Origin of the sequence: Halopseudomonas xiamenensis (assembly GCF_014219065.1) — a bacterium.
Lineage (GTDB): Bacteria > Pseudomonadota > Gammaproteobacteria > Pseudomonadales > Pseudomonadaceae > Halopseudomonas > Halopseudomonas xiamenensis.
In genome coordinates this window covers 1-13,633 of the sequence record NZ_JACLGO010000035.1, presented here as the reverse complement: position 1 = coordinate 13,633, position 13,633 = coordinate 1, and the positions used below count along the sequence as shown (strand labels likewise).

Genomic DNA, 13,633 nt, shown 5'->3' with positions numbered 1-13,633 from the left:
GCGAGGCGGGTCGAAAGCGCTACAGAGCTGAGAATGGAGAGCCGTGCCATGACCATCTTCGAAGCATTGCGGGTGAGCCACGACAGGCAGCGTCAGTATGTCGAGGCGGTGTTGCTGACCAGTGGCGATACGCCGGAGCGGGTGGATGCTTATCAGCAACTCAAGGAAGAGCTGCATGCCCACGAGACCGCCGAGGAACGCTACTTCTATATCCCGCTGATGGCCCACGAAAATGGTGTCGACCTGAGCCGGCATGCGATTGCCGAGCATCATGAAATGGATGAGCTGATGGAGAAGCTGGACGACACCGATATGTCCAGCCCGGCATGGCTGGCGACTGCCCGCGCCCTGGGGGACAAGGTGCTGCACCACCTGCGGGAGGAAGAGCAGAAGTTCTTTCAGATGGCCGGCAAACTGCTGACCGATCGGCAGAAAAGCGAACTGGCCGACCAGTACAACGATGAGTACGAGGAACTGCTCGGGCAGCAGGACTGAGTTTGTGCCAGGCCAGGGTGGCGGCGCTCGCCGAGAGTGGCCGCCGGTCTCGCCATCCCCATTTATGCTGTTCACTTAACGATCATGTCGCCGCCGGCACCCCGAATAATGAAAGTCCGCAGCGGCGTGATCGCTCCCTCTTCCGGCGCTGCGCGACTTTCACGCTAATGGGTTTGTTGCCCCATTCCAGCGTTGACCTGAAACAATGCGGGATTGCTTTCTACCTCGTCATCCTTCGCCTGCGCGAAGGATGACGGTGAGGGAGAAGGTGAAGGATAGCAGTGAGGCGAGGGACAGGGTTAAGTGAACAGCATTACGCCATCCCCGTCACGCAGCAATCGGGTATGCTGTGCCCTTTGCATCAATCGCAGGACAGTAAGCATGCCGGAATATGATTTTGACCTTTTCGTGATCGGTGCCGGGTCGGGTGGTGTACGTGCCAGCCGGATGGCGGCGGGGTTCGGCGCCCGGGTGGCGGTAGCCGAGGAGCTCTATCTGGGGGGGACCTGCGTCAACGTCGGTTGCGTGCCGAAGAAACTGTTCGCCTACGCCGCGCATTTTGCTGAGGACTTCAGCGACGCCCAGGGCTATGGCTGGAATCTGGCCGGCGCAGGCTTCGACTGGAAGCGTCTGGTCGAGAACAAGAACACCGAGATCAACCGGCTCAACGGCATCTACCATAACCTGCTGACCTCCGCCGGGGTGACGCTGGTACAGGGGCGTGCGCAACTGCTGGACTCGCACACCGTTGCGGTTGGCGAGCAGCGTTTCAGTGCCGAGCGCATTCTCATCGCCACCGGCGGCTGGCCGTTCATTCCGGACTTCCCGGGGCGCGAGCATGTCATCAGCTCCAATGAGGTGTTTTTCCTGGATGAGCTGCCCAGGCGCTGCCTGGTGGTCGGTGGCGGCTATATCGCCATCGAGTTCGCCAGCATCTTCCATGGCCTGGGATGCGATACCGCTCTGTTGTATCGCGGCGAGCAGTTCCTGCGTGGTTTCGATCAGGGCCTGCGCGACCACATGGTAGTGACGCTGCAGAACAAGGGGCTGGACCTGCGCTTCAATGCCGATGTGGCGAAGGTAGACAAGCAGGCCGATGGCAGCCTGCGGGTGGTGCTGAAAGATGGTGAGACCCTGGAAACCGATCTGGTGCTGTATGCCACCGGGCGGCGTCCCAAGCTGGACGGCCTGGGCCTGGAGAATACCGAGGTCACCCTCGACGACAAGGGCTTCGTCAAGGTGGATGCCGATTACCAGACCAGCGATCCGGCGATCTTCGCCGTGGGCGATGTCACCAATACCATCCAGCTGACCCCGGTTGCCCTGGCCGAAGGCATGGCGCTGGCACGGCGGTTGTACCGGCCGGAGGAGTATCTGCCGGTGGACTATGCAGATATCGCCACAGCGGTGTTCTGCATCCCGAACATCGCCACCCTGGGACTGACCGAGGAGCAGGCGCGGGCCAAGGGGCACAGGCTGGATATCTATGAGAGCCGTTTCCGGCCGATGCGCAACACCCTGGCCGGCAATCAGGAGCAGAGTTTCATGAAGCTACTGGTAGACCAGCGGACCGACCGGGTGCTGGGTGTGCACATGGTTGGCCCGGATGCCGGGGAGATCATTCAGGGGCTGGCCGTGGCGCTCAAGGCCGGGGCGACCAAGGCGGTATTCGATGCCACGCTGGGGATTCACCCCACCGCGGCGGAAGAGTTCGTGACCATGCGCACACCGACCCGCAAGGACTGAGACGGGAACAGGCCCTGACGGCCACCATGCGGCTCAGTGATGGTGGTCGTGCTGCTCATGCTCATGCGTCGAGTGATGGGCATCGCCGGCCTGGCCCTTGTCCTCTTCGCCTCTGACCATCACTTCTATATCCACTTCACCGGCCTGCTCGAAGGTCAGCGTCACGGGGTAGCTGCTGCCGGCCACCAGCGGCTGCTTGAGATCGAACAGCATGATGTGATGCCCGCCTGGGGTGAACTCCACCCGCTCACCGGGTGCTATCTCGATACTGTCGATCTGCTGCATCTTCATCAGGCCGTCCTGGTGCACATGTTCATGCAGCTCGGCATGCCCGGCGATGGGCGTGTCGGCGGCGAGCAGCCGGTCGCTGTGCTGGCCGCGGTTCTCTATGCTCAGGTAGGCGGCGCCGGTGGGGGCTACCGGTGGTAGTGCCCGCGACCAGGGATGCTCGATATGCAGGTCGCCTGCGGTGTGGTCATGAGCCATGGATTGGGCGCTGAGCATGGCCGCACCAAGCAGCAGGCCGATATGGATGAGTCGCATGAATATCCCCCGGTACACAGCCACTGACGGGCTGATGAATGTCTGTTGTTCGAGTCGGCCCGAGTATGGGTCAGGCTCCTGCGGGGTGCAAGCTGGCAAGGAATTGACCTGCGTCACAAACCGCTGCAATGTTTACATAAATATGCGAACCATAGCTTTTCGCCATCACGAAAAAACCTCAGACTTGCGGTCCTATGTCAGGCAGAACATCCCATGAACGAACGACGGAAACTGGAGCGCCATCACGTGAGCAGCAGCCTGGAGGTATATGACCTTGACAGCGGGGAATTGCTGGGGCGGGTGGTGGATCTTCACACCGAGGGATTGATGCTGCTGAGCGAACGACCGATAGAGCTGAACCGGGCCTGGGCGTTGCAGGTCAACCTGCCGATGAACTTGGATGGCGTCAGTGAGATCATGCTCGATGCCGAAAGCCGCTGGCATCGCGAAAGCATGGCCGGTGGTCAGTACTGGACCGGCCTGCAGTTCACCCACCTGCCGGATGAATCCCGCCGCTGCATAGAACGCATGGTCTCCAGCCGCTGATCGGTGTCAGCCACACCCGGAAAGTCAGGCCCGGGTGAGGTGGTTGTCCCAATGCACTGCATGCTGGGCCAGCAACTGCGGCTCGGCACCGCCGGCCTCGACACGGAACAGGCCGCCGGCACCCGATGACACTATGAAGCTCCCATCCTGGTCGGCCAGCACGCCGCCCGGGTCAGCCAGCGGCACAATGTGCAGGGGCTCGCCGGAACGATAATCCAGCAACATCACACAATCACCCCGGGGCGCGGTGATCGCCGCAACCGGAGAGTGGCGGCTGATCGCGACACTGGCGGTATAGTTGCCCAGGCGCGCCTGCTCCGGGCCGGGCAGGGCAATCTCGCTGAATGCGCCGGTATCGGTATCCAGCCGGGCGATCAGCGGTGGTGTTTCCCATTGCGGACCTTCGAACTGATAGCCGGCAATCACTACCCCATCACGACTGATATCCAGGTGGTGACAACTGAGCTGGTGATGGGACGGCTCGCAGCGCTGCAGGATCGCCCCGTTGTGGCGATCCATGACGATCAGGGCGGGTTGCATGGACTCCAGGTTCAGCTTGATCCGACCATAGTCGGGATGGGTCTGGATCCCGCCCATGGCAATCACCAGGCGTTGGCCATCCGGGTGCAGGCGCAGTTCATGCGGGTCCATGCCGGCAACGGGGAAGTCCTGCAGGTGCCGGTAGTGCTCATCGGCGGCGTAGACGCGAATGTAACCCTCGCCACTGGGATAGTGATTGGCGGTGGCGTAGAAGCGCGTGCCATCCTGACTGAACACCCCGTGGCCGTAGAAGTGAAAGTCCTCTCCGGCTTCGATCAGTGTCTCAAGAGTGCCATCCAGCATATTGATTACATAGAGATTTATTCCCGGCCTGCGGGACATGATCACCGCTTGCCCGGCACGGGGGTGCAGGCAGCCGCTGTGACAGCGCTCGGCTACTGACAGGCGGAACAGTTCCTCTCCGGCAGCATTGGCGGCGACGATGAAGTGTTCACCCTGGGCGTCGTTCACCGAGCTGAGAAAGCGCAGTGGTGATTGCCCTGGGCCAAGACCGTAGCTGCGCCAGCTGCAGGCGGCGGCGACGCCGAGCAGGCTCAGCTGGATGAAGTGGCGGCGCTGCATATCAGTCCCCGTCGCTCGAGTTGAAGCCGCGAATGATCCCCAACTGGCTGGCGATGTTGCCGGACAGCAGTTGGTTCAGCTTGTCGACCTCGATGAAGATCAGCTGCAGGTTACGGTAGCCGTCATCATCGGCGAGCAGTTGCTGCAGGTCCGCCGGCTGCCTCTCCAGGCGCTGTATGGTTGTGGTCAATTGCTGATCCAGGCGGTTGGTCAGTTCCGCACCCTGGTCATTGTCCATCCATTGGCGCAGCCCGGGCAGGAAGTACTGCTGCAATCCGACCAAGCTGGCGCGCATGCCGGCCAGCGAATGCTCACTGCGCCAGGCATCGGCCAGATAGGGATTGCGCCGGGGTTTGCCTTCCAGGCCCATGGGGGCGGCCAGACGCTTGTTGCGCAGGGTTTCGACGCCATGCATGGCGGCCAGCACCGTGGTGCGCTGGAACTGCTCGGTGTTCAGGTAATGCGGGCGGAAGTCCTGCCATTGCTGTTGCAGTTGCGCGCTGTTGCGCTGCAGCAGCGCGGTGATGCCGGTCAGCAGGGCGCAGGCACGTTCCTGCGGCAAGGGTTGGCTCTTGGCTGCCTGCGGATCGAACAGCAGGTACTCCAGCGCCGGGAAGCCCTTGACCGCCACGCTGTCGGCCTTCAGCTGTTCGACACCGATCGGCTGCTCGCTGCCCAGCCACTGGTTGGCCTTGCGCGCGACGGTGTTCTTGGCATCCGGCCAGAACTGGAACTGCCAGGCCAGATTGTCCTGCTCGACCGGTCCGAAATCGACGAAACGCACCGCCTGCCAGCTATCGAACGCCTCGCGCCAGGCGCTTTCCAGCTGGCTGCGGGTATCTGTCGAGGGCGCCTGGCAATAGGTGCTGGCGGCCTGGTCCAGGGCGCCGGCCTGCTCGGCCAGGGCGGTATAGCCGGTGGCCAGCGAGTCGTGCCAGGTTGCCCTGGGCGTTTGCGCCCAGGCGGCACTGCAGACGGAGGCGGTGAGCAGGGCGGTAACGCCGGCCCACTTCAGGGTGCGCAGACTCAGGATGGAAAATGAGAACATGTGGGATCCGTTTACAGGGAGTTTAGAAATGCGATCAAGGATTGGCGCAGCGCCGCCGGCAACCCGCGATAGCGGTCGTTGCTCGCCTGGGCTTCGCCGCCATGCCAGAGGATGGCTTCCTCCGGCGTCCGTGCGCGACCGTCATGCAGGAAGCCCGCGCGCGGATTGATCTGCTGCGTCAGCCCCAGCCCCCACAGCGGCGGCGTGCGCCACTCGTTGCCGTCGGCGAGGAACTCGGCACGGCCATCGGCCAGACCATCGCCCATGTCATGCAGCAGCAGGTCGGTATAAGGCCAGATCACCTGGTTGCTCAGGTCGGGGCGACCGTCCAGTTCGCCGGTGACGTGCCGTGGGGTGTGGCAAGCGGCACAGCCGATATCGTTGAACAGCTGCGCCCCTTGCTGCACGGCGGGGCTGTCCATGTCGCGGCGTTCGGGTACGGCCAGGCTCATGGCATAGAAGTTGACGAAGGCGGCGATCTTGTCGCTGACCTCCGGGTCGCCACCATCGACAAAACGCTCGCACTGCTGTTCGGGAGTGCAGTCGGTGTGCGGTGCCAGGCTGGAAGTCAGGCCCATGTCGCCGGCGAAGGCGGCCATGCTCTGTTGCATGACGTTGGGCTCGGCCGCCTTCAGGCCGAAACGGCCCAGCACGGTGCGCTGCTCGGCCCGGTCCCAGACCCGGTTGGCACGGCCGGAAATGCCATCGCCATCGAGGTCATCCGGGTCTTCGGCGGCGACAATGGCCTGTTCCGCAATGGCTTCCAGCAGGCCCAGGCCGATCATCGGCGGTGCTACCCGCGGGGAAATCAACAGCTCATCGGGCAGCGGGCCATAGTTGGGATTGTCGATGCGATATTCCGGGCTGCGCAGTGTTACGCGGGTGCCATCGCCCAGGGTTTCCTCGCGCTCCTGCCACGCTATGTTCAGCTGCGCTTCGGGCTGCATGCCGGGTATGGCAGCGGTCTGCAACTGGCTGCCATACACCGGGGCGGGCACGAAGCCATGTTCGCGCAGCAACTGCGGATCGGTATCCGGGCCAGCCGGCACCGCCAGTCGCAGAAACAGCGATACGGCGGTTTCACCGGGTGCCGGCGGATGGCCGCGGCCGTCCTTGATATGGCAACCCTGGCAGGAGTTGGTGTTGAACAGCGGCCCCAGCCCATCGCGGGCGTCAGTGCTTGAGGGGGCGATTACCCAGGGATTGCGAAAAAAACTGTTGCCCACGCTGAAATCCAGACGCCGGGATATCGGCAGATTGGCCTGGGGCAGGGAGTAGGCGTTGTGGTCGCTCTGGGCAACGCTGCCGGCGCCACCGGATTGCGGTGTGTCCTGCAGCGGGTACTCGACAGCCGAAGTCGGACCGGCAGTGAGACTCAGTGCCAGGACCGGGATCAATAACAGCGGTTTCATGAATGTGATCTATATCGCCTGGGTAAAAAGCATGAACGCAAAAGCCATCGGCAGCTGGGAACTGGCCGATGGCTTGCGCCTGATCATCGCCGGTCAGAAGGAGTGGCCGGCATCGTCGGGCTGCAGGGATTCCACACCGACCACGGCGGCGACCTGTTCGATGGAGCCGGTCTGCTGGGCGAGCGCGGCGATGGCATCGTTGATGATCCTTGCGCCGGCTTCATTACCCGGGGCGATCATCATGTCGAAGGCCATGGCCGGTTCGCCTTCGGCCGCCTGTTTCATGGTGGTCAGCGCCTGCATGGTGTTGTCCAGGTCATCGCGTAGGGTCTGGTCCAGCTCGGGATTCTTCTCGGCGACCAGTGCCGAGAGCGAAGGGCCGCTGATGACCGAGCCGTCCTGGCGCTGGTAGCTGCCCAGGTAGACGTTCTGGATACCCTTGCCGTTGTAGTAGTGGGAGTTGTGGGTGTTATCGCTGAAGCAGTCGTGCTCGTCCTCATAGGAGTTGGCTTCCAGCGCGACCTTCATCCGTTCTCCCGCCAGCTCGCCCAATGACAGCGAGCCCATGCCGAACAGCATTTTCTGGAACACATCCTGATTGGGTAGGGCAAGCAGCTCGGCGCGATAGTTGCCTTGTTCGTCGGCGGACCACTGGTCGACCATCCATTGCAGGTCGCTCACCAGCAGGTCGGTGGCGGCGTCCAGGTAGCTGGCACGGCGGTCGCAGTTGCCATTGGTGCAGCCCTCGCCCTGGACATAGTCGGTCACCGGGCGCTGACCGGCACCGGCCTCGAAGCCATTCAGGTCCTGGCCCCACAGCAGGAACTCGATGGCATGGTAGCCGGTGGCGACGTTGGCTTCGGAGCCACCCACTTCGTTCAGATCGGCCAGCAGTTGAGGCGTCAGCTCGCTGGCATCCAGCGTTTCACCACCGATGGTCAGGGTCTGGTTGGCGATCAAGTTGGCGGTGGCACCCTCGTTGCCCATTTCATGCTGGTAGTCATCGGCGTCGACGTAATCGATCAGGCCTTCGTCCAGCGGCCAGGCATTGACCTGTCCTTCCCAGTCATCCACCACGGCATTGCCGAAGCGGAACACCTCGGACTGCTGATAGGGAACACGTGCGGTCAGCCAGGCCTGCTTGGCTGCTTCCAGGTTGGCTTCGGTCGGCTCGGCGAGCAGGGCGTCGACGGCCTTGTCGAGGGCCTGGGCGGTGGTCAGGGCGTCAAGATAGGTGGCATGGGCCAGGTCGGCATAATGACTGGCGACGTCCTGTTCACTGATGCTGGCAGCCGCCGGGGCGCTGGTGCCGGTATCGGAACCGCTCTGGTCCTGCTCGACGGCGCTGGGCTCGGTGGTCGCCGGGGACTGTGCAATCGGATCATTGTCCTTGCCGTTGTCGCAGGCGCTCAGCAGGATTGCAGCAGAGATGGTCAGAGCCAGGGAGGTATAGCGAAAGGTGCGGGCCATGGGGTTGCTTTCCGGTGATAATGATTTGCGTTGCGATTATAGGCTTGTATCTTCATATTGCAATGTAAAGGCACGGAAATATTGAAAATAATGCGAATAATTCTCATTGACAGATGATCAGGGTAGGACAATACTCGGTCCATCCATTTCATTTCGGAGACCGCTCCAATGAGCAATGTGACCTTGATGGCAGGAACCTCCCGATCCCTGTGCCGGGCATGGCACGCGTTGCAGGAACTGGAGCGCAGCCGCGGTGAGAAATGCCGGGCTCCCGGCTGTCCGACCAAGACCGGTGATGGGCGCAAGATGCGACGAGGCTGAACCATGCCGCCAATCCTTTGCCATACTCAGAACAGGCAAAGAGGAGGTTGATATGTCAGATCATCGCACGTACAAAAAGCTGGAACTGGTTGGCTCGTCGACAACCAGCATCGAGGATGCCATCCACAGCGCCATCGCCGAGTGCAGCAAGAGCGTGAAGAATGTCGAATGGTTCGAGGTGGTCGACACTCGCGGGCATATCGTCGATGGCAAGGTTGCGCATTTTCAGGTGACCCTGAAGGTCGGTTTCCGCATCGAGGGAAGTTGACCGCATGACCTTGGCCGGTGGCGTCCATGCCGCCGGCTTGCCCTCTGCAAGCGCTGCGCTGTGATATCCCTGCCCGCGGTTTGCGTCCCCCCTGAGCTGTGCCTAACCTGTATGCAGGCCTTTCCACCCATGCCTCATGCGCGCAGGAGGATACATGACCCTTTCCCGCCTGAACTCCCCCCATCTGTTTCGCCAGCAATGCTATGTCGATGGTCGCTGGATCGACGCCGGCAGTGGCGAGACCCTTGATGTCCATAATCCGGCCAACGGTGATGCGATCGGGAAGGTGCCGCGGCTGGCGGCGGAAGAAATAGACCGGGCGGTCGATGCGGCTGCGGCGGCTTTCCGGCATTGGCGCTCGCGTACCGCGCAGGAACGGGCCGACCGGATGATGGACTGGCATGACCTGATGCTCGAGCACCGTGAAGACCTGGCAACCCTGATGACCCTGGAGCAGGGCAAGCCGATGAGTGAGTCCCGCGGCGAGATCGACTACGCGGCCTCCTTCATCCGCTGGTTCGCCGAAGAGGCCCGGCGCATGTATGGCGAAACCATTCCCGGAGCGCGGGTCGGTCAGCATATCGTGGTTACCCGCCAACCAGTGGGCGTGTGTGCGGCGATCACGCCATGGAATTTTCCGGCGGCGATGATCACCCGCAAGGCCGGCGCCGCCCTGGCTGCTGGCTGCACCATGTTGGTCAAACCGGCCAGCGCGACGCCGTTCTCGGCCCTGGCGCTGGCGGTGCTGGCGGAGGAGGCGGGCATTCCGCATGGGGTGTTCAATGTGGTCACCGGCAGCGCCGAGACCATCAGCCAGGCTCTGACCAGCAACTCCAAGGTACGCAAGCTGAGCTTCACCGGCTCCACTGATGTCGGCCGCCGGCTGATGGCGCAGTGCGCCGAGCATATCCAGAAGATCTCCCTGGAACTGGGTGGCAACGCGCCGTTCATCGTCTTCGATGATGCGGATATCAGCCGTGCCATCGAGGGCGCCATGGTCTGCAAGTTTCGCAATACCGGCCAGACCTGCGTCTGTGCCAACCGCTTTCTGGTGCAGTCCGGCGTGCATGACAGCTTCGTCGCCGGGTTGGCCGAGGCCATGGGCAAGCTGCGCGTCGGCGACGGTTTCGAGGAGGGTGTGAACCAGTCGGCCCTGATCAATGGAGAGGCAGTGGACAAGGTGGTCGAGCATTTCGAGGATGCCATGGCCAAGGGCGCCAAGCGGGTCTGCGGCCCGGTACCGGATACCGATCGTGGCAACTATGTGCAGCCGGTACTGCTGACCGAAATCAGTACCGATATGCAGCTCTGCCATGAGGAAACCTTCGGACCGCTGGCGGCGGTCATGCGTTTCGATACCGAGGAGCAGGCCATCGAGCTGGCCAATGCCACGCCCTTCGGTCTTGCCGCCTATTTCTACAGTCGGGACATCCACCGCATCTGGCGCGTGGCCGATGCCCTGGAGGCGGGCATCATCGGCATAAACGAGGGGCTGATCTCCAACCCCATGGCGCCCTTCGGCGGCGTCAAGGAGTCCGGGCTGGGGCGCGAAGGCTCACGGCACGGACTGGATGAATACACCGAACTCAAATACCTGTGCATGGGAGCGGAGTAGGGATGACAGGGACACTGCCCGCCGGCATCAGCCTGACCAGCAATGAACATGGGCGCCGCTTCATCGACATCGACCACCCAGCAGTGCGGGCCCGGGTCGCGCTGCAGGGCGGGCAGATCATCGATTGCGTTCCCGCCGGCCAGCGCCCGCTGCTGTGGATGAGCCCGGTGGACCCGGCCAGGCCCGACACGGCGCTGCGCGGTGGCATTCCCCTGTGCTGGCCGTGGTTCGCCGATGAACGTCCGGGCCCGGCGCACGGCATCGCGCGTACCAGCCATTGGCAGTTACGCCAGGCGCAGGTCGATCCGCAGCAGGTGCGCCTGGTGCTGGAGTTGCCCGAGCAGGAAATCACCCGCCAGTTGCCGGGCGAGCATTGGGCGGTCCAGGTCGAGATACTGCTCGGTGCCAGCCTGAGCGTGACGCTGACCAGCACCAACACCGGCAGCCGGGCCCAGAAGCTGAGCCAGGCCCTGCACAGCTACCTGCCGGTCGATGATATCGGCAATGTCCAGATCCTGGGACTGCAGGGGGCGGGCTACATCGATAAGCTGCAGGCGGATGCACAGTACCGCCAGCAGCAGCCGATCCGCTTCCGCGGCGAGGTGGATCGGGTGTATTTCGATACCGCGGCGGATGTGCAATTGCTCGATGGCAGCGCCGATCCGCTGTGGGTGCAGCGCCATGGCAGCCAGTCGGTGGTGGTATGGAACCCCTGGCAGGACAAGGGCGCGCGGCTGAGCCAGTTCCCGGCACAAGGCTATCGCCACATGGTGTGCATCGAGGCAGCCAATGCCGGACCGGATGCACGCCTGGTCGAACCGGGACAGGTCCAGCGGCTGCAGAGCATCATCAGCCGCCAGCAGCCACTGGCAGAGGTATCTACTACTAAATAACGACACCAGCCCTGCCAAGGAGGCATTCACGCTGCGCGCATGGAGTAACTAGTATCCAAGCATGACCTGAGCCGTGGGGCCAGGCTGCGTACAGAGGACTCACAACAATGATCTACGCCAACCCCGGAGCTGCCGGCTCCCTCATCACCTTCAAGAACCGTTATGGCAACTTCATCAACGGTGAATTCGTGGCCCCGGTCAAAGGCCAGTATTTTACCAACACCACGCCGGTAACCGGCGAAGCCATCTGCGAAATTCCCCGTTCCACCGCCGAGGATATCGATCTGGCGCTGGATGCCGCGCATGCGGCGAAGGCGGCCTGGGGCAAGACCGCGGTGCAGGAACGCGCCCACATCCTGTTGAAGATTGCCGACCGCATTGAGCAGAACCTGGAACTGCTCGCCGTGGCCGAGACCTGGGACAACGGCAAGGCGGTGCGTGAAACGCTGAATGCCGACATCCCGCTGGCGGCCGATCACTTCCGCTATTTCGCCGGCTGCATCCGTGCACAGGAAGGCAGCACCGCGGAAATCAACGAAACCACCGTGGCCTATCATTTCCATGAACCGCTGGGCGTGGTGGGGCAGATCATTCCCTGGAACTTCCCGATCCTGATGGCCGCCTGGAAGCTGGCGCCGGCGCTGGCAGCGGGCAACTGCATCGTACTCAAACCGGCCGAGCAGACCCCGGTCAGCATCCTGGTACTGGCCGAGCTGGTCGGCGACCTGCTGCCGCCCGGCGTGCTGAATATCGTCAATGGTTATGGCCGCGAAGCCGGCGAGGCGCTGGCGACCAGCAAGCGTATCGCCAAGATCGCCTTCACCGGCTCCACCCCGGTGGGTCGGCACATCATGCGCTGCGCGGCGGAGAACATCATCCCGTCCACTACCGAGCTGGGCGGCAAGTCCCCGAATATCTACTTCGCCGATATCATGAAGGCCGAAGAGAGCTTCATCGACAAGGCTGCCGAGGGGCTGGTGCTGGCCTTCTTCAACCAGGGTGAAATCTGTACCTGCCCATCCCGGGCGCTGATCCAGGAAAGCATGTACGACGATTTCATCGGCCGGGTGCTCGATCGCACGCGCCGCATCAAGCGCGGCAACCCGCTGGATACCGACACCCAGGTTGGCGCACAGGCCTCCGAGCAGCAGTTCGACAAGATCCTGTCCTATATGGAAATCGCCCGGGAGGAGGGTGCCGAGTTCCTCATCGGCGGCAACGCCGAGCGTCTGGAGGCCGAACTGGGCGGCGGTTACTACATCGAGCCGACCCTGCTCAAGGGCCACAACAAGATGCGTGTGTTCCAGGAGGAAATCTTCGGGCCGGTGGTCAGCGTCACCACCTTCAAGGACGAGGCCGAAGCGCTGGCCATCGCCAATGATACCGAGTTCGGCCTGGGTGCCGGCGTCTGGACCCGCGACATGAACGTCGCCTACCGCATGGGCCGGGGCATCCAGGCCGGACGGGTGTGGACCAACTGCTACCACATGTACCCGGCCCATGCCGCCTTTGGCGGCTACAAGAAATCCGGTGTCGGCCGGGAGACCCACAAGATGATCCTCGACAGCTACCAGCAGACCAAGAACCTGCTGATCAGCTACGACGTGAATCCGATGGGCTTCTTCTGAGCTGCCGGTGAACAGGCGTGCCGGCCCGCTCCACCGGTACGCCGCAGTAGCATGCTTTACCATCTTCAGGCCCTTCGGGGCCTTTTTTTCTTCGTCCCGGTTACTACCAAGCTGGCGGATAAACACGCCCAAAGTACCATGTCGGGCATCATCATCGTGCTGCTTAACTGGTCCCGTTTGCCAATGACAAAAATGACAAAAGGGATACGACCATGTGGAGCACACCTGATGGAGCCATGAAGCTGACGCCCTTGGCGCTGGCATTGCTGCTGGCGTCACTACCGTACGCCCATGCCGATGATCTGCTCAGCCTGCCGGCACAGATCATCCTCGGCGGCGGCGATGACGGCCAGGACCTGCAACTGCCGCTGGCCCGACATACCGTTAGCGCCGAGCAACTGAGCGCCCCCAACCTGGGCGCCAACCTTTCGGAATCCCTGCAGCGGGTCCCCGGCCTGGTGGCGCTGAACCGGCAGAACTACGCCCAGGACCTGCAGATCTCCTCGCGCGGCTTCGGCGCCCGCGC

13 protein-coding genes are annotated in these 13,633 nt (G+C 62.8%); 8 read left to right on the top strand and 5 right to left on the bottom strand.

The window, feature by feature from the left end:
• Positions 1-48: 48 nt before the first annotated feature.
• The gene (locus H6X51_RS17790) at positions 49-495 is read left to right on the top strand and encodes a hemerythrin domain-containing protein (protein WP_185268812.1); all 447 of its coding nucleotides are present in this window, start codon (positions 49-51) and stop codon (positions 493-495) included.
• Between the two features lie 381 nt (positions 496-876).
• Complete coding sequence (gorA, locus tag H6X51_RS17785; protein ID WP_185268811.1) at positions 877-2,241, top strand: glutathione-disulfide reductase; 1,365 nt, start codon at positions 877-879, stop codon at positions 2,239-2,241.
• Positions 2,242-2,274: 33 nt separating this feature from the next.
• On the opposite strand, the gene H6X51_RS17780 is transcribed toward gorA, so the two are convergent.
• Entirely contained in the window at positions 2,275-2,784 is a 510-nt protein-coding gene (locus H6X51_RS17780; RefSeq protein WP_185268810.1) for a copper chaperone PCu(A)C, read from the bottom strand.
• Positions 2,785-2,997: 213 nt separating this feature from the next.
• On the opposite strand from H6X51_RS17780, the gene H6X51_RS17775 reads away from it, so the two are divergent.
• The gene (locus H6X51_RS17775) at positions 2,998-3,330 is read left to right on the top strand and encodes a PilZ domain-containing protein (protein ID WP_185268809.1); all 333 of its coding nucleotides are present in this window, start codon (positions 2,998-3,000) and stop codon (positions 3,328-3,330) included.
• Between the two features lie 24 nt (positions 3,331-3,354).
• On the opposite strand, the gene H6X51_RS17770 is transcribed toward H6X51_RS17775, so the two are convergent.
• From H6X51_RS17770 to H6X51_RS17755, 4 genes are all read right to left on the bottom strand, one after another.
• Complete coding sequence (locus tag H6X51_RS17770) at positions 3,355-4,452, bottom strand: DUF1513 domain-containing protein (protein WP_185268808.1); 1,098 nt, start codon at positions 4,450-4,452, stop codon at positions 3,355-3,357.
• A gap of 1 nt (position 4,453) precedes the next feature.
• On the bottom strand, positions 4,454-5,500 hold the full coding sequence (locus H6X51_RS17765) for an imelysin family protein (protein ID WP_185268807.1): 1,047 nt from the start codon (positions 5,498-5,500) through the stop codon (positions 4,454-4,456).
• Between the two features lie 11 nt (positions 5,501-5,511).
• A complete protein-coding gene (locus tag H6X51_RS17760) occupies positions 5,512-6,912 on the bottom strand; it encodes a di-heme oxidoreductase family protein (protein WP_185268806.1) in 1,401 nt (466 codons plus the stop codon).
• Positions 6,913-7,005: 93 nt separating this feature from the next.
• Entirely contained in the window at positions 7,006-8,382 is a 1,377-nt protein-coding gene (locus H6X51_RS17755; protein WP_185268805.1) for an imelysin family protein, read from the bottom strand.
• A gap of 373 nt (positions 8,383-8,755) precedes the next feature.
• Between H6X51_RS17755 and H6X51_RS17750 the strand changes: the two genes are divergently transcribed.
• The 5 genes from H6X51_RS17750 to H6X51_RS17730 form a co-directional block, all read left to right on the top strand.
• Positions 8,756-8,971 carry a dodecin gene (locus H6X51_RS17750; protein ID WP_185268804.1) on the top strand — a complete coding sequence of 72 codons (216 nt, stop codon included), beginning with the start codon at positions 8,756-8,758 and terminating at the stop codon, positions 8,969-8,971.
• 154 nt (positions 8,972-9,125) lie between these two features.
• A complete protein-coding gene (locus H6X51_RS17745; protein WP_185268803.1) occupies positions 9,126-10,586 on the top strand; it encodes an NAD-dependent succinate-semialdehyde dehydrogenase in 1,461 nt (486 codons plus the stop codon).
• A gap of 2 nt (positions 10,587-10,588) precedes the next feature.
• Complete coding sequence (locus H6X51_RS17740; protein WP_185268802.1) at positions 10,589-11,479, top strand: D-hexose-6-phosphate mutarotase; 891 nt, start codon at positions 10,589-10,591, stop codon at positions 11,477-11,479.
• A gap of 107 nt (positions 11,480-11,586) precedes the next feature.
• Positions 11,587-13,107 (top strand): acetaldehyde dehydrogenase ExaC, encoded by a 1,521-nt coding sequence (exaC, locus tag H6X51_RS17735; protein WP_185268801.1) that lies wholly within the window; start codon positions 11,587-11,589, stop codon positions 13,105-13,107.
• Positions 13,108-13,343: 236 nt separating this feature from the next.
• Positions 13,344-13,633, top strand: a 290-nt coding sequence (locus H6X51_RS17730; protein WP_185268837.1) for a TonB-dependent receptor plug domain-containing protein, incomplete at its 3' end; no start/stop codon positions are given.